Raw genomic sequence first — 20,006 nt, 5'->3', positions numbered from 1 at the left:
CTCAATTCCTTTCGCAAAGTCGAAGGTTCATATCAGACCGCTACCAGCACGATGGCGCCCATGACCAGTACAGCACCGGCGGCCATGGATGCAGCGTACCAACGCAGTTGACCGGTTTCGCTGCGGCTCAGGGCGTTATGCCCGGCCTTGGCCATCTTCGGGATCAAACCAATGGTCTGGTCCAGAGGATCTTTGGCCAGCAAGCGGCAGATCAACAGGTACGGTTTGACGAACAGTTTGTCGTACAGCCAGTCGAAGCCCCAGGCAGCGAACCACCAGGCTGACAGGAAGCGACCGATGCCGCTGTTGGCGACGGCGCTTACAAAGCGACGCTTGCCCAGGTACAGCAGGGCAGCCAGCAGGATACCGGCCAGGGCGATGGCACCCGAGGCGATTTCCAGGCTGTGCTTGGCTTCACCGCCAGCATGGCCAACGCTTTGTGGCAGTACACCGGCCAGTGGCGGGGTGATCATGGCGCCGATAAAAGTCGACAGTACGATCAGCACGCTCAGTGGCAGCCAGTAGGTCACGCCGTGGCCTGCATGGGCTTCAGTCTTGGCTTCACCGTGGAACGTGACGAAGATCAGGCGGAAGGTGTACAGCGAGGTCATGAACGCACCGACCAGACCGGCATACAACAGTTCGTTGTTACCGCTGGCGAAGGCTTCCCAGAGGATTTCGTCCTTGGAGTAGAAACCGGCCGTCAGCAATGGCAAGGCAGACAGCGCCGCGCCACCGACGATAAAGCTGGCGTAGGCCAATGGTAGTTTTTTCCACAGGCCGCCCATCTTGAAGATGTTCTGCTCGTGATGGCAGGCAACGATGACCGCACCGGAGGCAAGGAACAGCAGCGCCTTGAAGAAGGCGTGGGTCATCAGGTGGAAGATCGCGCCGTCCCAGGCACCCACGCCCAATGCCAGGAACATGTAGCCGATCTGGCTCATGGTCGAGTAGGCAAGGATACGTTTGATGTCGGTTTGTACCAGTGCGGCGAAACCGGCCAGTACCAGGGTCACACCGCCGACGATGCCCACCAGGTGCAGCACTTCAGGTGCCAGGGTGAACAGGCCGTGGGTACGGGCAATCAGGTACACACCGGCGGTTACCATGGTTGCGGCGTGGATCAGTGCCGAAACCGGGGTAGGGCCGGCCATCGCGTCTGCCAGCCAGGTTTGCAGCGGCAGTTGCGCGGATTTACCGACAGCACCACCCAGCAGCATCAGGGTTGCCAGCACGATCCAGAAATCACCGGCCTGGAACTTCTGCGGTGCCAGCACCAGCAGTTCCTTGATGTTCAGCGTGCCCAGTTGCTGGAACAGGATAAACAGGCCGATGGCCAGGAACACGTCGCCGACACGGGTCACGATAAAGGCTTTGAGTGCCGCGTTGCCGTTGTTGCGGTTGCTGTAGTAGAAACCGATCAACAGGTACGAGCACAGGCCCACGCCTTCCCAGCCGAAGTACACGAACAGCAGGTTATCGGCCAGGATCAGGAACAGCATGCTGGCGATAAACAGGTTGGTGTAGGCAAAGAAACGCGAGTAGCCGTCTTCACCGCGCATGTACCACGAGGCGAAGACATGGATCAGAAAGCCCACGCCGACCACGACACCGAGCATGGTGACCGACAGGCCGTCCAGGTGCAGGGCGAAGTTGGGCTTGAAGCCTTCTACCGAGATCCACTGCCACAGTACTTGTGTGTACTCGCCGCCGGGTGGCGGCGCGACATTGAATTGCCAGATCACAAACGCGGCCACGATGGCCGAAAGGCCAATGGAGCCGACGCCGATCAGCGCCGAGAGGTTTTCGCTGAAGCGTCCACGGGAGAACGACAGCAGCAAAAAGCCGATCAGGGGGAATACGAAAGTCAGAAAGAGAAGGTTCATCCGCGCATCTCACTGGCAGCATCGATATCAAGCGTATGGAAGCGGCGATACAGCTGCAGCAGGATCGCCAGGCCGATACTGGCCTCGGCGGCTGCCAGGGTGATCACCAGGATGAACATGACCTGTCCATCCGGCTGCGCCCAGCGTGCACCGGCAACGATGAAGGCCAGAGCAGCGGCGTTCATCATGATTTCCAGACTCATCAATACGAAGAGAATGTTGCGACGTACCATCAGGCCAACCAGACCGAGGCAGAACAGGATGCCGGCAACGGCCAAACCATGTTCGAGAGGTATTCCTGGCATGTTATTGCTCCTTCGCCTCAGTACGGCCCAAGTGGAACGCCGTCACAGCTGCAGCAAGCAGCAGCATCGAGGCGAGTTCGACCACCAGCAGATACGGGCCGAACAGGCTGATGCCCACGGCTTTTGCATCAATGGTGGTTTGACCGATTGCCGCACCGCTCGGGTGAGCGAACAGCACGTAGAGCAATTCGGCCAGCAGGATGGCGGACAGAATGCTCGGCCCGATCCAGATGCCCGGCTTGAGCCAGTGGCGTTCTTGCGTCACCGAGGCGGGGCCCTGGTTGAGCATCATCACCACGAACACAAACAGCACCATGATGGCACCGGCGTAGGCGATCACTTCGAGCACACCGGCAAAGGGTGCGCCCAGGCTAAAGAACGTCATCGCCACGGCAATCAGCGAAATAATCAGGTAGAGCAGGGCGTGCACAGGGTTGGTGTTGGTGATCACGCGTAGCGTGGACACGACAGCGACACCCGATGCGAAATAGAAAGCGAATTCCATCGTTCTTCCTTAAGGCAGCAAGCTCTTCACGTTGATCGGCTCGGCTTCGTTCTGGGCAGCGCCTTTCGGCTTGCCTTCCACGGCCATACCCGCAACACGATAGAAGTTGTAATCAGGGTTCTTACCGGGACCGGAGATCAGCAGATCTTCTTTCTCGTACACCAGATCCTGACGTTTGAACTCGGCCATCTCGAAATCCGGTGTCAGCTGGATCGCGGTGGTCGGGCAGGCTTCCTCACACAGGCCGCAAAAAATGCAGCGTGAGAAGTTGATGCGGAAGAATTCCGGGTACCAACGGCCATCTTCGGTTTCGGCTTTTTGCAGCGAGATGCAGCCGACCGGGCACGCCACGGCGCACAGGTTGCAGGCTACACAGCGCTCTTCGCCGTCCGGGTCGCGGGTCAGGACAATCCGGCCACGGTAGCGCGGCGGCAAGTACACCGGTTCTTCCGGATACTGCAGCGTGTCACGCTTGCGGAAGGCATGGCCAAACACCATCACCAAGCTGCGAAGCTGGGTGTAGGTGCCATGCACGATGTCAAACAGATACTTGAACATGGGTCTCTATCCTCACTGAACCGCGCCGGCAGGCGTGTTCAACAACACGACTGCGGCGGTCACCAGCAGATTGATCAGGGTCAGCGGCAGGCAGAACTTCCAGCTGAAGTCCATCACTTGGTCATACCGTGGGCGCGGAATGGAAGCGCGCAGCAGGATGAAGATCATGATGAAAAACGCGGTCTTCAGAGCGAACCAGATAAACGGAATCTGGGGCAGCAGACCGAAAGGTCCGTGCCAGCCACCGAAGAACAAAGTCACCAGCAACGCCGAGATCAACACGATCCCGATGTACTCACCCACGAAGAACATGCCCCATTTCATGCCGGCGTATTCAATGTGGTAACCATCGGCCAGTTCCTGTTCCGCTTCCGGCTGGTCGAAGGGGTGACGGTGAGTCACGGCCACGCCAGCGATAAAGAAGGTCAGGAAACCGAAGATCTGCGGGATGATGAACCACAGGTTCTGCGCTTGATATTCAACGATGTCGCGCATGTTGAACGAGCCAACCTGCACCACGATGCCCATCAGCGCCAGGCCCATGAACACTTCGTAGGACACGGTTTGCGCCGAGGCACGCAAGGCACCCAGCAGGGCGAACTTGTTGTTGCTCGACCAGCCGGCGAACAGCACCGCATAGACCGACAGACCGGCCATGGCGAAGAAGAACAGGATACCGACGTTCAGATCCGCCACGCCCCAGGTCGGGGTGATCGGGATAATCGCAAAGGCGATCAGCAAGGCACTCATGGCCACAACCGGCGCCAGGGTGAAAATCGCCTTGTCGGCAAACGGTGGGGTCCAGTCTTCCTTGAAGAACATCTTGATCATGTCGGCTGCGATCTGGAACGCACCGAACGGGCCCACGCGGTTCGGACCGTAACGGTCCTGCCACAGGGCCAGCAGGCGACGTTCAACCCAGCTCAGCAGCGCGCCGCACACCACTACGGCGAGCAGGATTACCACGGCTTTGACCACCGAGATAATCACGTCGATCACTTCAGGCGTAAACCAGGTCATTGGGCTGCCTCCTGCAAACCGTCAACGGTAAGGCCAAAGATCGCTGGCGGGATACCGGCCAGGCCTGCTGGCAGTGCTACCAGGCCTGCACCCAGCTCTTCATTGATACGCAGTGGCAGACGCAGGGTCACACCGGCAACGTTGAGGCTGAGCAGGGCGCCATCGTTGACACCCAGGCGGTCGGCTTCGGATTTGGCCAGTGCGATATAAGCGGCTGGAATGCGTTCTTGCACCGGTGCGGCTTTCGAAGAGTTCTCTTCGCTGCCCAGCAGATGGTAGAACGGCACGACTTGCCAGGTGCCGCGAGCCGGGTTGAACGCGCCCGGAATGCTGGCGAACCAATTCAGCGAGTCGCCCTTGCTTTCGATCAGGCGGATGCCCGGGTCGCCCGCACGGATATGACCACCCACTTCGTCCTGGAACTTGTTCCAGGCTTGTGGCGAGTTCCAGCCCGGCGACCAGGCGAACGGCACTTGTTGGCGCGGTTCGACGGAGCCCGAGTAACCTTCCATGGAGAAGGCGAATGCGGTGTCCGGGTCTTGCGGGGTGCGCGGTTCGTGCACGCTGATATTGGCGCGCATGGCAGTACGGCCGCTGTAGCGCAAAGGTTCGCGCGCCAGCTTCATGCCTTTGATACGGAATGCTGCCGACGGTGCCGCATCAACGATGCCGGCCAGTTCTGGCGTGCTTGCCGCTGTTTGCTGTGTCACGTGATCGAGCAGGGTCCAGTCAACCGCCTTGTTCAGCAGGGTGCTGCGCAGGGCGTGCAACCAGCGCCAGCCTTCGTGGATCAAGTTGCTCGAATCGAGGTAGCGCGGCTCGAACACCTGGAAGAAGCGTTGGGCACGACCTTCCTGACTCACCAGCGTACCGTCGCCTTCAGCAAAGCTTGCCGCTGGCAGAACCAGATCGGCACGGTCGGTGGTTGCGGTCTTCTGATGATCGGCAACGATCACCACTTTGGCCGCGTCCAGTGCTGCGTTGACCTTGACCGCATCGACACGGGTAAACAGATCGTTTTCCAGTACCACGATGGCGTCTGCTTTACCGTCGATCACTGCTTGCAATGCAGCGTCTACCGATTCGCCGCCGAGCATGGCCAGACCGAGGCTGTTGGCTTCCGGCACGACCAGGCTGATGGAGCCGGCTTTCTCACGCAGGTGCAGCGCCTTGGCGATGTTACCTGCGGCTTCGATCAGGGCCTTGGAGCCCAGCGAGGTACCGGCAATGATCAATGGGCGTTTGGCTGCAAGCAGGGCGTCGGCGATGCGTTTGGCCAGCTCCAGGGCTTCAGCGTCCAGGCCGGCAACGGCAGGGGCGCTGGCGTCGATGGCGTGAGCCACGGCGAAACCGATACGGGCCAGGTCATCCGGCGCAGCGTGTACGCATTCTTCAGCCACGTCGTCGAGCTTGGTTTCAGCCAGGCTGGCAATAAACAGCGGGTTCAGCGCGTGCTGACCGATGTTTTTCACCGCAGCGTCGAGCCACGGCTGAACGCGCATGGCGTCGGCCATTTCTTCAGCTTTGCCCTTGACCGACTGACGCAGCGACAGCGCCATACGGGCGGCGGTCTGGGTCAGGTCTTCACCCAGTACGAAGATGGCGTCGTGATCTTCGATCTCGCGCATGTTCGGGACGGGCAGCGGGCTGTCTTTCAAGACTTGCAGCACCAGGCGGATGCGCTCCAGCTCACCGGCTTCGATACCCGAGTAGAAGTGCTCGGCACTGACCAGCTCGCGCAACGCGTAGTTGCTTTCGAGGCTGGCGCGCGGCGATCCGATACCGACGATGTTACGACCGCGCAACAGATCGGCGGCTTTATCCAGTGCAGCGTCAACGCTCAGTTTGCTGCCGTCGGCCAACAATGGCTGACGTGGGCGGTCGGTGCGGTTGACGTAGCCATAGCCAAAACGGCCACGGTCACACAGGAAGTACTGGTTAACCGAACCGTTGAAACGGTTTTCGATGCGACGCAGTTCACCGTAACGCTCGCCCGGGCTGATGTTGCAGCCGCTGGAACAACCGTGGCAGATGCTTGGTGCAAACTGCATGTCCCATTTGCGGTTGTAACGCTCGGAGTGAGTTTTGTCGGTGAACACACCGGTCGGGCAGACTTCTGTGAGGTTGCCCGAGAACTCGCTTTCGAGCACGCCGTCTTCAACGCGACCGAAGTACACGTTGTCGTGGGCGCCGAATACACCGAGGTCAGTGCCGCCCGCGTAGTCTTTATAGAAACGCACACAGCGATAGCAGGCGATGCAGCGGTTCATTTCGTGGGAAATGAACGGGCCGAGTTCCTGGTTCTGGTGAGTACGCTTGGTGAAGCGATAACGGCGCTCGTTGTGGCCGGTCATCACGGTCATGTCTTGCAGATGGCAGTGGCCGCCCTCTTCGCACACAGGACAGTCGTGCGGGTGGTTGGTCATCAGCCATTCAACAACGCTGGCGCGAAACACTTTCGCTTCTTCGTCGTCGATGGAAATCCAGCTACCGTCGGTGGCCGGAGTCATGCATGACATGACGATACGACCACGCTTGTCGTTCTCGTCGGTGTACTGCTTGACGGCGCATTGGCGGCAGGCGCCAACACTGCCCAGGGCAGGGTGCCAGCAGAAATACGGGATATCGAGGCCCAGCGACAGACATGCCTGTAACAGGTTGTCTGCCCCATCGACTTCGAGATCTTTGCCGTCTACGTGGATAGTGGCCATGGTTCAAAGGTCTTCGTTGGCCCGGTGTCAGCGGGCGTGGCTAATGGAATCTTGTTATGCGTTCGAAGCAACCCAGCCTTACGGCGTTATCGAACGATCAGAAGGGGGCACGGACCCCCTTCATTCAGAGCGTTACGCGCCGATAACAATCGGGCGTGCCAGAGGTGGAACACCGGGTTTTGCTTGCGCAATACCGGCTTCGAACTCTGGACGGAAGTACTTGATCGCGCTGCCCAACGGTTCCACGGCGCCCGGTGCGTGAGCACAGAACGTCTTGCCAGGGCCGAGGAAACCGACCAGACCCAGCAGGGTCTCGATATCGCCAGGCTGACCTTCGCCGTGTTCGATCGCCATCAGCAGCTTGACGCTCCACGGCAGACCATCACGGCAAGGGGTGCAGAAACCGCACGACTCACGGGCAAAGAACTGTTCCATGTTGCGCAGCAAGGAGACCATGTTGACGCTGTCGTCCACGGCCATGGCCAGGCCAGTACCCATACGGGTGCCAACCTTGGCGATGCCGCCGGCATACATTTGTGCGTCCAGGTGCTCGGGCAACAGGAAGCCGGTACCGGCGCCGCCTGGCTGCCAGCACTTGAGCTTGAAGCCGTCGCGCATGCCGCCGGCGTAGTCTTCGAACAGCTCGCGAGCGGTCACGCCGAATGGCAGTTCCCACAGGCCAGGGTTCTTCACTTTGCCGGAGAAGCCCATCAGCTTGGTGCCGTGGTCTTCGCTGCCTTCGCGGGCGAGGGATTTGTACCAGTCAACGCCGTTGCCGATGATGGCCGGTACGTTGCACAGGGTTTCCACGTTGTTCACGCAGGTCGGCTTGCCCCATACGCCCACAGCGGCCGGGAACGGCGGCTTGGAGCGCGGGTTGGCGCGACGGCCTTCGAGTGAGTTGATCAGTGCGGTTTCTTCACCGCAGATGTAACGCCCGGCGCCGGTGTGCACGAACAGTTCGAAGTCGAAACCCGAACCGAGGATATTCTTGCCCAGCAGGCCTGCTGCCTTGGCTTCTTCGACGGCACGGCGCAGATGCACCGCTGCAGTGGTGTATTCGCCACGCAGGAAGATATAGCCACGATAGGTTTTCAGTGCGCGGGCACTGATCAGCATGCCTTCGATCAGCAGATGGGGCAGTTGCTCCATCAGCATGCGGTCTTTCCAGGTGTTGGGTTCCATTTCATCGGCGTTACACAACAGGTAACGGATGTTCATGGATTCGTCTTTGGGCATCAGCCCCCACTTCACGCCCGTCGGGAAGCCGGCACCGCCGCGACCCTTGAGGCCTGCGTCTTTCACGGTCTGGACGATATCGTCCTGGGCCATGTCGGCGAAGGCCTTGCGCGCAGCGGCGTAGCCGTCCTTGGCCTGGTACTCGTCGAGCCACACGGGCTCGCCGTCGTCACGCAGGCGCCAGGTCAGCGGGTGGGTTTCTGCCGAACGCTTGATCAGGTTGGCAGGACCGAAAGAAGTCAGGCTCATGGGTAGGCCTCCAACAACGTGGCGACGCCAGCAGGCTGCACGTCACCGAATGTGTCGTCGTCGATCATCAACGCCGGCGCCTTGTCGCAGTTGCCCAGGCAGCACACCGGCAGCAGCGTAAAGCGGCCGTCCGGGGTAGTCTGACCGAGGCCGATGCCCAGCTTGTTCTGGATTTCGCCGACCACGGATTCGTGGCCACCGATGTAGCAGACCATGCTGTCGCACACGCGGATGATGTGGCGGCCGACCGGCTGACGGAAGATCTGGCTGTAGAACGTAGCCACGCCTTCAACGTCGCTGGCAGGGATGCCCAGCAGTTCGCCGATGGCGTAAATCGCGCCGTCCGGCACCCAGCCGCGTTCCTTCTGAACGATCTTCAGGGCTTCGATCGACGCCGCACGCGGGTCTTCGTAGTGATGCATCTCATGCTCGATGGCCGAGCGCTCGGTTTCGCTCAGGGCGAAACGGTCTGTCTGGATAAGCGTGCTGTTCATGCTTAGCGGTCCACGTCGGCCATAACGAAATCGATACTACCCAGGTACGCAATCAAGTCCGCGACCATTTCACCTTTGATCACCGAAGGGATCTGTTGCAGGTGCGGGAAGCTTGGGGTGCGAATCCGGGTGCGGTAGCTCATGGTGCCGCCATCGCTCGTCAGGTAATAACTGTTGATGCCCTTGGTCGCTTCGATCATCTGGAAGGATTCGTTGGCCGGCATCACCGGGCCCCACGAAACTTGCAGGAAGTGCGTGATCAAGGTCTCGATATGCTGCAGCGTGCGTTCTTTAGGCGGCGGCGTGGTCAGCGGGTGATCCGCCTTGTACGGGCCGGCCGGCATGTTGCGCATGCACTGCTCGATGATTTTCAGGCTCTGGCGCATTTCTTCGACGCGCACGATGCAACGATCGTAGGCATCGCCGTTGGCTGCCAGCGGGACTTCGAATTCGAAGTTCTCGTAGCCGGAATACGGGCGCGCCTTGCGGATATCGAAGTCACAACCGGTGGAGCGCAGGCCGGCACCGGTGACGCCCCATTCCAGGGCCTCTTTGGTGTTGTAGGCGGCAACGCCGATGGTACGACCACGCAGGATGCTGTTGTCCAGAGCGGCTTTCTGGTACTCGTCCAGACGCTTGGGCATCCAGTCGATGAACTCCTTGACCAGGCGATCCCAGCCGTTCGGCAGGTCGTGGGCAACGCCGCCGATGCGGTACCAGGCCGGGTGCAGACGGAAACCGGTGATGGCCTCGATCACCTTGTAAGCGCGCTGACGGTCGGTGAACGTGAAGAACACCGGGGTCATGGCGCCCACGTCCTGGATATAGGTACCCAGGAACAGCAGGTGGCTGGTGATACGGAAGAATTCGGCCATCATGATGCGGATGGTGTCGACCCGGTCCGGCACTTTGATACCGGCCAGCTTCTCGACCGAGAGCACGTACGGCAGGTTGTTCATCACGCCGCCGAGGTAGTCGATACGGTCGGTGTACGGGATGAAGCTGTGCCAGGACTGGCGTTCGGCCATTTTCTCGGCGCCACGGTGGTGGTAACCGACGTCAGGCACGCAGTCGACGATCTCTTCACCGTCCAGCTGCAGGATGATGCGGAAGGCACCGTGAGCCGAAGGGTGGTTCGGCCCCAGGTTAAGGAACATGTAGTCCTCGTTTTCACCGGAGCGTTTCATGCCCCAGTCTTCCGGGCGGAAGCGCGCGGCTTCCTCTTCCAGCTGCACCTTGGCCAGGGTCAGGCTGTACGGATCGAACTCGGTAGCACGGGCCGGGAAGTCCTTGCGCAGCGGGTGACCTTCCCAGGTCGGCGGCATCATGATGCGCGACAGGTGCGGGTGGCCTTTGAAATCGATGCCGAACATGTCCCAGACTTCACGCTCGTACCAGTTGGCGTTCGGCCAGATACCGGTCACGGTAGGGACACTCAGGTCTTTTTCAGACAGGGCCACCTTGATCATGACGTCGCTGTTACGTTCCAGCGACATCAGGTGGTAGAAGACGGTGAAGTCTGCACCCGATGGCAGGCCCTGACGCTTGGTACGCAGACGTTCGTCCACACCGTGCAGGTCATAGAGCATGACGTAGGGTTTTGGCAGGTTGCGCAGGAAGGTCAGTACTTCGACCAGTTTTGCGCGGCTAACCCAAAGCACCGGCATGCCGGTGCGCGTGGCCTGGGCGGTGAACGCCTCAGGGCCAAAACGGGTGTTGAGTTCGACAACCACATCTTGGTCGTCAGCCTTGTAAGGCGGGATGTACAGAGCGGAGCCTGCAGTCATGGTTTTTTATCGCTTTCGGTCAACGTAAAGAATGAAGCCAGTGATTCGTTCTATTGAGTAGAAACGGCGCTGGATCAGACTTCGTCGGGGCTGCGCAGGTTGGTTACCTGAATACGCTGTTCGCGGCGCTGTTCCTTTTGCGATGGCATCTCGGCGCGGTACACGCCTTGTTCGCCAACGACCCAGGAAAGTGGGCGACGCTCCTGGCCAATCGACTCTTGCAAGAGCATCAAGCCTTGCAGAAAAGCCTCAGGGCGGGGCGGGCAGCCGGGTACGTAAACGTCCACAGGCAAGAACTTGTCGACCCCTTGAACCACGGAGTAGATGTCGTACATGCCACCGGAGTTGGCGCACGAACCCATGGAAATGACCCATTTAGGTTCAAGCATTTGCTCGTAGAGACGCTGGATGATCGGCGCCATCTTGATAAAGCAGGTCCCGGCAATAACCATGAAATCCGCCTGACGCGGCGAAGCCCGGATAACCTCGGCGCCAAAGCGCGCGATGTCGTGGGGCGCCGTGAAGGCGGTGGTCATTTCCACATAGCAGCACGACAGGCCGAAGTTGTACGGCCACAGGGAATTTTTACGTCCCCAGTTGACCGTGCCGTTCAGCACGTCTTCGAGCTTGCCCATGAAAATGTTTTTGTGGACTTGATCTTCTAACGGATCGGCAACGGTTTCCCGTGTGCCGATCGGATATTGCTCGTTAGGAGCATCCGGGTCGATCCTGGTGAGTTCGTATTGCATCGCCAAAGCCTCATTGTTTCAGCTTGGCCTGCCGCTTACGACGAGCTTCCGGTGCCCAATCAAGAGCACCCACCCGAAATAGGTAGACAAGGCCTGCCAACAGAATTGCTATGAAAACGAGAGCTTCGACGAATCCGGTCCAGCCGCTTTCGCGAACAGACACAGACCAGGCAAAGAGAAAGAGGGCTTCGATATCGAAGATCACGAACAGCATCGCGACCAGATAGAATTTGGCTGAGAGCCGCAAGCGGGCGCCACCGGTAGGTAGCATGCCGGACTCGAACGGTTCATTTTTGCTGCGACCCCAGGCTTTTGACCCAAGGAGGCTGGAGACGCCAAGCATGAAGGCACAGAGGCCGACAACGCCGAGAAGGAAAATGGCAAAGCCCCAGTTGTGGGCTATGAGTCCTGTCGCTTCGGGCATGCTGGAAATCCTTAACAGAGAGCAAAGGTCTCTGAGCTAGAAAAGGTGATAAAGCAGTGACGTTATGTCGCAGTGCTATTGATTGCCGGGATTTTATGGCTAAACACCCAGCAAGTAAATTTTCTAAGATGAATTAATTCAGTCCTTTAGTTGTAGAACCTCCATCAATGTCTATGCAGGCCTTGAACTGTGGGCGTTACAGCGTTTTTCAGTGTTTGTTTTTCAGTGTTCATGTATTCAACAAAAGCAACTCGTAATGATAATTAATATCGCTTGAGTGGTTATTTGTTGTGTCGCTATGTCGCAGGCCTGTAGAACTTGGCTTATATAAGCGCTGTTAGCAAGTTTGGAACTTGGCTTTTTAACCCGGTCTGGCGATCGAAGCATGGATCTGGGTCAGTGTTTTGTCGGATGGGCAGGGCAGCGGGATGTCTTTCTGTGGGAGCGGGCTTGCTCGCGATGCTGATAACTCGGTCCTCCAGGCAGGCGCGGTGATGCCATCGCGAGCAAGCCCGCTCCCACAGGGGAGGGGTGAACAAGTCGCCGGGCAAAAAAACGCCCCGAACCAGTCGGGGCGTCATGGGCATGGCATTGCGTTTGTTCTTTACAGGCTGGGCAATGGCCGTGGTTCCATTATCAGTGGAACTGTTCTTCTTCTGTAGAGCCGGTCAGGGCGGTAACCGAAGACGAACCACCCTGGATCACGGTGGTCATGTCGTCGAAGTAGCCAGTGCCCACTTCCTGCTGGTGCGCCACAAAGGTGTAGCCTTTGGCTGCGTCAGCAAATTCCTGCTCTTGCAGTTTCACGTAGGCGGTCATGTCGTTGCGGGCGTAGTCGTGCGCCAGGTTGAACATGCTGTGCCACATGTTGTGGATACCCGCCAGGGTGATGAACTGGTGTTTGTAGCCCATTGCCGACAGCTCGCGCTGGAATTTGGCGATGGTCGCGTCGTCCAGGTTTTTCTTCCAGTTGAAGGAAGGCGAGCAGTTGTACGACAGCAACTGGTCCGGGTATTCCTTTTTGATTGCTTCGGCAAAGCGGCGCGCTTCTTCCAGGTCCGGCTTGGCGGTTTCGCACCAGATCAGGTCGGCATACGGCGCGTAAGCCAGGCCACGGGCAATGGCTTGATCAAGGCCGGCACGTACTTTATAGAAGCCTTCCTTGGTGCGCTCGCCAGTCACGAATGGCTGGTCGTACGGGTCGCAATCGGAAGTCAGCAGGTCAGCCGCGTTGGCGTCGGTACGAGCCAGAATGATGGTCGGCGTACCGGCAACGTCAGCTGCCAGACGTGCTGCTGTCAGTTTTTGCACAGCTTCCTGGGTCGGAACCAGTACCTTGCCGCCCATGTGACCGCATTTTTTCACCGAGGCCAGCTGGTCTTCGAAGTGAACGCCTGCAGCGCCCGCTTCGATCATGCTTTTCATCAGCTCGTAAGCGTTGAGTACGCCGCCGAAACCGGCTTCAGCGTCAGCCACGATCGGTGCGAAGTAGTCGATATAACCCTGGTCGCCCGGGTTTTTACCGGCTTTCCACTGAATCTGGTCGGCACGACGGAATGAGTTGTTGATGCGCTTGACCACGGTTGGAACGGAGTCCACCGGGTACAGCGACTGATCCGGGTACATGGATTCGGCAGAGTTGTTGTCTGCCGCCACTTGCCAACCCGACAGGTAGATAGCCTGGATACCGGCTTTAACCTGTTGTACCGCTTGGCCCCCGGTCAGGGCGCCCATGCAGTTGACGAAGTCTTTCTCAGGACGGAAGGACGGGTGTGCGCCCTGTGTCACCAGTTTCCACAGCTTGTCGGCACCCATTTTTGCAAAGGTGTGCTCGGGTTGAACCGAGCCGCGCAGGCGGACCACGTCAGCAGCGGAGTAATCGCGAGTCACGCCTTTCCAGCGTGGGTTTTCGGCCCAGTCTTTCTCAAGGGCTGCAATTTGCTGTTCGCGTGTCAGTGCCATGGTGATAAACCTCGTCGCATAGGTCTGGGTTGAAAAATGGTTGCTCCACCAGGCACACAACACTGTTGTTTGTATAAGTGCGTGAATGGCGGCTCGCTACGGGCAGTACAGGCCCCAGGGCCTTTGCGGGGCCTCTGATCAGCGGGAGCGGGGCCATCATGCCTTTGCATTTTTGAGGCGTCAAATGTTTTGTAGTGCTTTTTTTATAACACTACATAATTTGCGAAAAACGACTCTTCGGTCAGTTTTGGCCCTTTTGGTCGAGTACATCGACTTTGACCCGAATGGTCATGTCATCCCGGCTTTGCGTAGAGTAGCTGCGGGTTTGCGGCGGATTGTCAGTCTGGTTAAGAGCGTTGTTGCCCGCCACGGTTATCCATTGCCCCAGAGGGCCGCTGACTTGTGTGTCGGTACTTTGCGTGTTCACTACATCGGGTTGCTCCTGGCTCATGCGATCGCGAGTCGTACTGATCGCCAGGTGTACCGTTTCACCTGTGACGCTGGCGGTCACGTAAAAACCCCGGGTGACGTTGCGGTAGTCGGTCTGGGTAAGCAAGCGGCCGTAGGCGTCGGTCTGGGTGCTGGTCAGCGGTACGCTCTGGCCGATCTGGATAAATGCCGGGGTGCCTTCGCTGGTCTGGATTTGCTGGGTGCCGCCGTCGCGGCTGGCGGTGCTGATCACCCGGGTGTCCGGATCATTAGTGGCCAGGTTGTTGTCACTGGTATCGACCGTGATCAGCAGGCGCCGGGCGGGTGTGTCGAGTTGCGCCAGCAGGTCTTCGAGGTTCTGGATTTTCGAGGCGCCTGCCTCGACGATCAGTTGGTTGCCATAGGCGCTGACTTTGCCGTTTTTGCCGATAAAGTTCTGCGCGATGGGCAGCAAATCGGCGCTGGTGCGGTTTTGCAGGGTGATGACGCGGGTGTCGGCGATCGCGCTGAAGCTAGCGATCAGCAGCAGGCCAGCGATGAAGGGGCGTAGGGACATGTCCATTATCTCCGCAATGCTTGAAAGGGCTGGGTCTGAGTGTGCCAGATAGCAAAACGCCCTGCGATCCGGGGATGGCAGGGCGTTTTGCAAAACTGCTGTGGGAGCAAGCCTGCTCGCGAAGTTCTCAAGAGTGCCGCGCTAGCAGCCTTCGCGAGCAGGCTCGCTCCCACAGAGATGGGCGTGGCTGTTAGCTCACCCGCACCATATCAACGTGGGGAATCCCTGCTTCGAGGAATTCATCGCTGACGATCTTGAAGCCAAGGCGCTCGTAGAAGGGTGTGGCATGCACTTGGGCACTGAGCATTTGTTGCTTGAGGCCACGTTTTTCGGCTTCAAGAATCGTGGCCTGCATCAGTGCGTCGCCAACCTTCAGGCCGCGCCAGTCCTTGAGAACCGATACGCGGCCGATATGGCCGTCCGGCAGGAGCCGGGCGGTACCAATCGGGAAGTCGCCTTCATAGGCCAGAAAATGCACGGCATCGGCATCGTCTGCATCCCACTCCAGTTCTGGAGGTACAGATTGTTCGGCAATAAATACCGCCTCACGAATGCGTCGAAGTTCGGCGTTGTCCTTTTGCCAGTCGGCGACACGTACGTGAATGCTATTCATCAGCGAACCCCAGGCTTCCTTGTTTAACCAGCTCGCAGAGCAGGTTGCGTCCATCTTCATCGGCCAGCCATGTGCCGAGGTTGTCACTGTGCAGCGCGTCGGCGGCACAGATCATTTTCAGCAGTTCGCGCAGCTTGCCCGGCAGCAGGCGGCTTTGGCCGCTGGCGAACAACAACAGGTCGTCATCGACCTCGGACCATGCCAGGCGTGCGCTCGGGTTGCGGATCAGGATTGCGCCCTGTTCCAGGCTACCCAGCAGGTCTTCTTCTTCGAGTTCAGGGCCGACCACGAGTTCCGGATAACGTGGCTCGGTCATGAACTGGCCGAACCAGGTCAGCAACATGCGCTCGTCGCTCATGTGCTCGGTCAGCAGGCTCTTGAGGCGATCAAGGGCGTCGTGCTGGATCTGGTGCGGGTCGCTGACCGGTTGCGCGTCAGCGTCGGTGTAGCGATCTTCGTCCGGCAGGTACTGGCTGAGGAAGTCGGTGAAGTGGGTCAGTACTTCAGCGGCGCTCGGTGCACGGAAGCCCACCGAGTAGGTCAGGCAGTCGTCTACGGCTACGCCACAGTGGGCCAGGCGCGGTGGCAGGTAGAGCATGTCGCCGGGCTCAAGGGTCCACTCGTCGGTGGCCTGGAAATCAGCGAGGATACGCAGGTCCGCGTGCTCCAGCAGCTTGCTGTCGGAGTCGCACATCTGGCCGATCTGCCAGTGACGCTTGCCATGACCCTGCAGCAGGAACACGTCGTAGTTGTCGAAGTGCGGACCAACACTGCCACCTGGGGCGGCGTAGCTGATCATCACGTCGTCGATACGCCAGCTCGGCAGGAAGCGGAAGTTTTCCAGCAGTTCATTGACTTCAGGCACGAACTGATCAACGGCCTGCACCAGCAGAGTCCACTCGCGCTCTGGCAGTTTGCCGAATTCGTCTTCGGCGAACGGACCGCGGCGCAGTTCCCATGGGCGCTCGCCGTGTTCGATGATCAGGCGCGATTCGACTTCTTCTTCAAGGGCCAGACCGGCCAGTTCGTCGGCGTCGATCGGGCTTTCGAAGTCAGGAATTGCCTGGCGCACCAGCAGCGGTTTTTTCTGCCAGTAGTCGCGCATGAACTCGCGCGCAGTGATGCCGCCCAGAAGTTGAAGAGGAATGTCAGGATTCATGTGTAACCTATTGAAAAATTGCACTTTGTAATCGGGAATAAAAACGCCCGGCACGGCCGGGCGTTAATAGGTCGTTGCAGCGATCAGATGCGCTTGGCTTGCTCGACGGCGTTGCCAATGTAGTTGGCCGGAGTCAGCAGCTTCAGCTCGGCTTTGGCCGCTTCCGGCATTTCAAGGCCGTCGATGAAAGTTTGCAGTGCTTCAGGGCTGATGCCCTTGCCGCGGGTCAGCTCTTTGAGCTTTTCGTACGGGTTTTCGATGTTGTAACGACGCATCACGGTCTGGATCGGCTCGGCCAGGACTTCCCAGCAGGCGTCCAGGTCAGCAGCGATTTTCTGTGCATTCAGTTCAAGCTTGCTGATGCCCTTGAGGATGGCTTCGTACGCGATCACGCTGTGAGCAAAGCCCACGCCGAGGTTGCGCAGTACGGTGGAGTCGGTCAGGTCGCGCTGCCAGCGGGAGATTGGCAATTTGCTGGCCAGATGCTGGAACAGGGCGTTGGCGATACCCAGGTTGCCTTCGGAGTTTTCGAAGTCGATCGGGTTGACCTTGTGCGGCATGGTCGAAGAACCGATTTCGCCGGCAATGGTGCGCTGCTTGAAGTAGCCCAGGGAGATGTAGCCCCAGATATCGCGATCGAAGTCGATCAGGATGGTGTTGAAGCGGGCGATGGCGTCGAACAGCTCGGCAATGTAGTCGTGCGGCTCGATCTGGGTGGTGTACGGGTTGAAACCCAGGCCCAGCTCGTCTTCGATAAAGGCGCGGGCGTTTTCTTCCCAGTCGATCTGCGGGTAGGCCGACAGGTGGGCGTTGTAGTTGCCCACGGCGCCGTTGATCTTGCCCAGCAACGGTACAGCAGCGACTTGAGCGATTTGACGCTCCAGACGGTAGACCACGTTGGCCAGCTCTTTGCCCAGGGTGGTCGGCGAAGCCGGTTGACCGTGGGTGCGGGACAGCATGGGTACGTCGGCGAACTTGATCGCCAGTTCGCGGATGGCTTCTGCGGTTTGACGCATCAGCGGCAGCATCACGTCATCACGACCTTCACGCAGCATCAGGGCGTGGGACAGGTTGTTGATGTCCTCGCTGGTGCAGGCAAAGTGGATGAACTCACTGACGTTGGCCAGTTCAGGCAGCTTGGCGGCCTGTTCTTTGAGCAGGTACTCAATGGCCTTCACGTCGTGGTTGGTGGTGCGCTCGATCTCTTTGACGCGTTCGGCGTGCTCAAGAGAGAAGTTCTCGGCCAGTTCATTCAGAACGGCGTTGGCTTCGGCAGAGAAGGCCGGGACTTCAGGGATGGCAGCGTGGGCGGCCAGGCGCTGGAGCCAGCGAACTTCAACCAGAACGCGAGCACGGATCAAGCCGTATTCGCTGAAAATTGGGCGCAGGGCCTGGGTTTTGCCGGCGTAGCGGCCGTCAACAGGGGAAACCGCAGTGAGCGAAGAGAGCTTCATGGGGTGTTCTCGGACAGTCGGGCAACGAAATGGGGCGCGTATCATACATGAAAAAACGGCCGGTCCGTTGCCAAGTGACCGGCGTCATACGCGTATCGATTTTAAATTCTGTGCCTGCCGGCGTGTTTCAGTTGCCGCGCAGCATCGGGTAAAGCTCTTTGAGCAGCTTGCGTCGGCTGATGACCAGCTGCCAGCGGTGGCCGCCCAATTGGCGCCACAGCCTTGCGCAGCGGATACCGGCCAGCAGCAGGGCGCGAATTTTTGCCGCGTTGTTCGGTTGTTGCAGGTTGCGCATGTCGCCGTGCACCTGGATACGCTGGCGCAGGGTGCTCAGGGTGTCCTGGTACAACGCGCCACAGGCGGCCACCACGTTTTCATGGGCCGGGCCGAAATGCTCGACCTGGGACTGGATCTGCGGCAGGCGCTTGCCGATCAGCTCCAGCATGTCGTCCCGCTTGGCCAGTTGGCGCTCAAGGCCGAGCATCGACAGTGCGTAACGCAGGGGCTCGCGCTGCAGGGTGTTGGGATCGCGCTCAAGAGCACCGATCAGGGCACGATAGCCTTCGCGCAGGTTGATGTCGTCGCCGCCAAAGACTTCCAGGGTGTCCTTGGGGTCACGCACCAGCAGGCTGCCGAGCATGCAGCTCAGGTCGGCTTCGCTGACCTGGCCGGTCTTGGCAATTTTATCCACCAGCACCGCGGCCAGAAATACGCCGCCGAGGGCTACCAGTTGCTCCTGAGTGGCGTTCATGGGCGTTTGCCCTTGCTCGACCAGGGCTCGGCCACTTCGATCACGCCTCCGCCCAGGCAGACTTCGCCGTCGTAGAACACCACGGACTGGCCGGGGGTGACCGCGCGTTGCGGGTCGTCGAAGGTGGCGCGGTAGCCGTTGGCGGTTTTTTCCAGGGTGCAGGGCTGATCGCTCTGACGATAGCGAACCTTGGCCGTCAGGCGCAGCGGGGTGCTCAGGTCGATCGGATTGACCCAGTAGATCTCGGAGGCGAGCAGGGCGCCGGAGAACAGCCACGGGTGGTCGTTGCCCTGGCCGACGATCAGCTCGTTGTGCTCCAGATCCTTGACCAGCACGTACCACGGCTCGTCGCTGGCGTCCTTGAGGCCGCCAATGCCCAGGCCCTGGCGCTGACCGATGGTGTGGTACATCAGGCCATGATGGCGGCCGATCACTTCACCTTCTGTGGTCTTGATCTCGCCCGGCTGTGCCGGCAGGTATTGCTTGAGGAAGTCGCTGAAGCGGCGTTCGCCGATAAAGCAGATCCCGGTGGAGTCTTTTTTCTTCGCGGTGGCCAGATCGTGTTTTTCCGCAATGCGGCGCACTTCCGGTTTTTCCAGCTCGCCTACCGGGAACAGGGTGCGGGCGATCTGTTCGCCGCCGACGGCGTGCAGGAAGTAGCTCTGGTCTTTGTTCGGGTCCAGGCCCTTGAGCAGCTCGGTACGGCCGTCAATGTCGCGACGGCGCACATAGTGGCCGGTAGCAATCAGGTCGGCGCCCAGCATCAGGGCGTAGTCCAGGAAAGCCTTGAACTTGATTTCGCGGTTGCACAGGATGTCCGGGTTCGGCGTGCGACCGGCCTTGTATTCGGCCAGGAAGTGCTCGAACACGTTGTCCCAGTACTCGGCGGCAAAGTTGGCGGTGTGCAGCTTGATGCCGATTTTGTCGCACACGGCCTGGGCGTCTGCCAGATCATCCATGGCGGTGCAGTAATCCGTTCCGTCGTCTTCCTCCCAGTTCTTCATGAACAGGCCTTCCACCTGGTAGCCCTGCTCCATAAGCAGAACGGCGGAAACGGAAGAGTCGACACCGCCGGACATGCCGACGATGACGCGCTGTTTTTCGGGGGCGACTAGGGCTGGATCACGCATAAGGATTCAATGAGTGTCTTGAAAA

The 20,006-nt window shown here is 59.3% G+C and carries 18 protein-coding genes; all 18 read right to left on the bottom strand.

What is annotated here, in order from left to right; translation table 11 throughout:
• Positions 1–32 precede the first annotated feature (32 nt).
• Positions 33–1,886: an NADH-quinone oxidoreductase subunit L gene (nuoL, locus tag HBN79_RS10175; protein ID WP_095003302.1), complete on the bottom strand. Its 1,854-nt coding sequence runs from the start codon at positions 1,884–1,886 to the stop codon at positions 33–35.
• Entirely contained in the window at positions 1,883–2,191 is a 309-nt protein-coding gene (nuoK, locus tag HBN79_RS10170; RefSeq protein WP_019412103.1) for an NADH-quinone oxidoreductase subunit NuoK, read from the bottom strand. Before nuoK ends, nuoL begins: the two co-directional genes overlap by 4 nt.
• Before the next feature lies 1 nt (position 2,192).
• Positions 2,193–2,696: an NADH-quinone oxidoreductase subunit J gene (nuoJ, locus tag HBN79_RS10165; RefSeq protein WP_019412102.1), complete on the bottom strand. Its 504-nt coding sequence runs from the start codon at positions 2,694–2,696 to the stop codon at positions 2,193–2,195.
• 9 nt (positions 2,697–2,705) lie between these two features.
• A complete protein-coding gene (gene nuoI, locus HBN79_RS10160; protein ID WP_016780194.1) occupies positions 2,706–3,254 on the bottom strand; it encodes an NADH-quinone oxidoreductase subunit NuoI in 549 nt (182 codons plus the stop codon).
• A 12-nt stretch (positions 3,255–3,266) separates the two neighbouring features.
• A complete protein-coding gene (nuoH, locus tag HBN79_RS10155) occupies positions 3,267–4,274 on the bottom strand; it encodes an NADH-quinone oxidoreductase subunit NuoH (RefSeq protein ID WP_016780195.1) in 1,008 nt (335 codons plus the stop codon).
• A complete protein-coding gene (gene nuoG / locus HBN79_RS10150) occupies positions 4,271–6,985 on the bottom strand; it encodes an NADH-quinone oxidoreductase subunit NuoG (protein WP_169916678.1) in 2,715 nt (904 codons plus the stop codon). Before nuoG ends, nuoH begins: the two co-directional genes overlap by 4 nt.
• Before the next feature lie 132 nt (positions 6,986–7,117).
• Positions 7,118–8,473 carry an NADH-quinone oxidoreductase subunit NuoF gene (nuoF, locus tag HBN79_RS10145; protein ID WP_086796175.1) on the bottom strand — a complete coding sequence of 452 codons (1,356 nt, stop codon included), beginning with the start codon at positions 8,471–8,473 and terminating at the stop codon, positions 7,118–7,120.
• Positions 8,470–8,967 carry an NADH-quinone oxidoreductase subunit NuoE gene (nuoE, locus tag HBN79_RS10140; RefSeq protein WP_088379405.1) on the bottom strand — a complete coding sequence of 166 codons (498 nt, stop codon included), beginning with the start codon at positions 8,965–8,967 and terminating at the stop codon, positions 8,470–8,472. The genes nuoF and nuoE overlap by 4 nt, the downstream gene beginning before the upstream one ends.
• Before the next feature lie 2 nt (positions 8,968–8,969).
• Positions 8,970–10,754: an NADH-quinone oxidoreductase subunit C/D gene (gene nuoC / locus HBN79_RS10135; protein ID WP_095003300.1), complete on the bottom strand. Its 1,785-nt coding sequence runs from the start codon at positions 10,752–10,754 to the stop codon at positions 8,970–8,972.
• A gap of 74 nt (positions 10,755–10,828) precedes the next feature.
• On the bottom strand, positions 10,829–11,503 hold the full coding sequence (locus HBN79_RS10130) for an NADH-quinone oxidoreductase subunit B (protein ID WP_016780200.1): 675 nt from the start codon (positions 11,501–11,503) through the stop codon (positions 10,829–10,831).
• Between the two features lie 10 nt (positions 11,504–11,513).
• The gene (locus tag HBN79_RS10125; RefSeq protein ID WP_003446990.1) at positions 11,514–11,927 is read right to left on the bottom strand and encodes an NADH-quinone oxidoreductase subunit A; all 414 of its coding nucleotides are present in this window, start codon (positions 11,925–11,927) and stop codon (positions 11,514–11,516) included.
• Between the two features lie 636 nt (positions 11,928–12,563).
• Positions 12,564–13,889, bottom strand: coding sequence for an isocitrate lyase (gene aceA, locus HBN79_RS10120; protein WP_048365296.1), 1,326 nt, complete (start codon positions 13,887–13,889; stop codon positions 12,564–12,566).
• A gap of 241 nt (positions 13,890–14,130) precedes the next feature.
• Entirely contained in the window at positions 14,131–14,874 is a 744-nt protein-coding gene (locus HBN79_RS10115) for a secretin N-terminal domain-containing protein (RefSeq protein WP_095026155.1), read from the bottom strand.
• A gap of 190 nt (positions 14,875–15,064) precedes the next feature.
• Positions 15,065–15,487 (bottom strand): GNAT family N-acetyltransferase, encoded by a 423-nt coding sequence (locus tag HBN79_RS10110; RefSeq protein WP_095003299.1) that lies wholly within the window; start codon positions 15,485–15,487, stop codon positions 15,065–15,067.
• Positions 15,480–16,646, bottom strand: a complete 1,167-nt coding sequence (locus tag HBN79_RS10105; protein ID WP_095003298.1) for a cupin domain-containing protein — start codon at positions 16,644–16,646, stop codon at positions 15,480–15,482. The genes HBN79_RS10110 and HBN79_RS10105 overlap by 8 nt, the downstream gene beginning before the upstream one ends.
• Positions 16,647–16,729: 83 nt before the next feature.
• Entirely contained in the window at positions 16,730–18,100 is a 1,371-nt protein-coding gene (purB, locus tag HBN79_RS10100; RefSeq protein WP_169916677.1) for an adenylosuccinate lyase, read from the bottom strand.
• A 127-nt stretch (positions 18,101–18,227) separates the two neighbouring features.
• Complete coding sequence (gene hflD / locus HBN79_RS10095) at positions 18,228–18,851, bottom strand: high frequency lysogenization protein HflD (protein ID WP_095003297.1); 624 nt, start codon at positions 18,849–18,851, stop codon at positions 18,228–18,230.
• A complete protein-coding gene (gene mnmA, locus HBN79_RS10090; protein WP_095003296.1) occupies positions 18,848–19,981 on the bottom strand; it encodes a tRNA 2-thiouridine(34) synthase MnmA in 1,134 nt (377 codons plus the stop codon). Before mnmA ends, hflD begins: the two co-directional genes overlap by 4 nt.
• Positions 19,982–20,006 lie beyond the last annotated feature (25 nt).

It is taken from the genome of Pseudomonas sp. WS 5051, from assembly GCF_012985715.1.
GTDB lineage: Bacteria > Pseudomonadota > Gammaproteobacteria > Pseudomonadales > Pseudomonadaceae > Aquipseudomonas > Aquipseudomonas bubulae.
Note: the sequence above shows the minus strand (reverse complement) of the source record. Positions and strands in the feature narration are given on the sequence as shown.

Bases quoted from the DNA above. Each gene is read 5' to 3' on its own strand.
- mnmA (WP_095003296.1), bottom strand. From the start codon at position 19,981: ATGCGTGATCCAGCCCTAGTCGCCCCCGAAAAACAGCGCGTCATCGTC.
- nuoL (WP_095003302.1), bottom strand. From the start codon at position 1,886: ATGAACCTTCTCTTTCTGACTTTCGTATTCCCCCTGATCGGCTTTTTG.
- HBN79_RS10115 (WP_095026155.1), bottom strand. From the start codon at position 14,874: ATGTCCCTACGCCCCTTCATCGCTGGCCTGCTGCTGATCGCTAGCTTC.
- HBN79_RS10110 (WP_095003299.1), bottom strand. From the start codon at position 15,487: ATGAATAGCATTCACGTACGTGTCGCCGACTGGCAAAAGGACAACGCC.
- HBN79_RS10130 (WP_016780200.1), bottom strand. From the start codon at position 11,503: ATGCAATACGAACTCACCAGGATCGACCCGGATGCTCCTAACGAGCAA.
- purB (WP_169916677.1), bottom strand. From the start codon at position 18,100: ATGAAGCTCTCTTCGCTCACTGCGGTTTCCCCTGTTGACGGCCGCTAC.
- nuoE (WP_088379405.1), bottom strand. From the start codon at position 8,967: ATGAACAGCACGCTTATCCAGACAGACCGTTTCGCCCTGAGCGAAACC.
- nuoI (WP_016780194.1), bottom strand. From the start codon at position 3,254: ATGTTCAAGTATCTGTTTGACATCGTGCATGGCACCTACACCCAGCTT.
- HBN79_RS10125 (WP_003446990.1), bottom strand. From the start codon at position 11,927: ATGCCCGAAGCGACAGGACTCATAGCCCACAACTGGGGCTTTGCCATT.
- nuoG (WP_169916678.1), bottom strand. From the start codon at position 6,985: ATGGCCACTATCCACGTAGACGGCAAAGATCTCGAAGTCGATGGGGCA.
- HBN79_RS10105 (WP_095003298.1), bottom strand. From the start codon at position 16,646: ATGAATCCTGACATTCCTCTTCAACTTCTGGGCGGCATCACTGCGCGC.
- aceA (WP_048365296.1), bottom strand. From the start codon at position 13,889: ATGGCACTGACACGCGAACAGCAAATTGCAGCCCTTGAGAAAGACTGG.
- nuoJ (WP_019412102.1), bottom strand. From the start codon at position 2,696: ATGGAATTCGCTTTCTATTTCGCATCGGGTGTCGCTGTCGTGTCCACG.
- nuoF (WP_086796175.1), bottom strand. From the start codon at position 8,473: ATGAGCCTGACTTCTTTCGGTCCTGCCAACCTGATCAAGCGTTCGGCA.
- nuoC (WP_095003300.1), bottom strand. From the start codon at position 10,754: ATGACTGCAGGCTCCGCTCTGTACATCCCGCCTTACAAGGCTGACGAC.
- nuoK (WP_019412103.1), bottom strand. From the start codon at position 2,191: ATGCCAGGAATACCTCTCGAACATGGTTTGGCCGTTGCCGGCATCCTG.
- nuoH (WP_016780195.1), bottom strand. From the start codon at position 4,274: ATGACCTGGTTTACGCCTGAAGTGATCGACGTGATTATCTCGGTGGTC.
- hflD (WP_095003297.1), bottom strand. From the start codon at position 18,851: ATGAACGCCACTCAGGAGCAACTGGTAGCCCTCGGCGGCGTATTTCTG.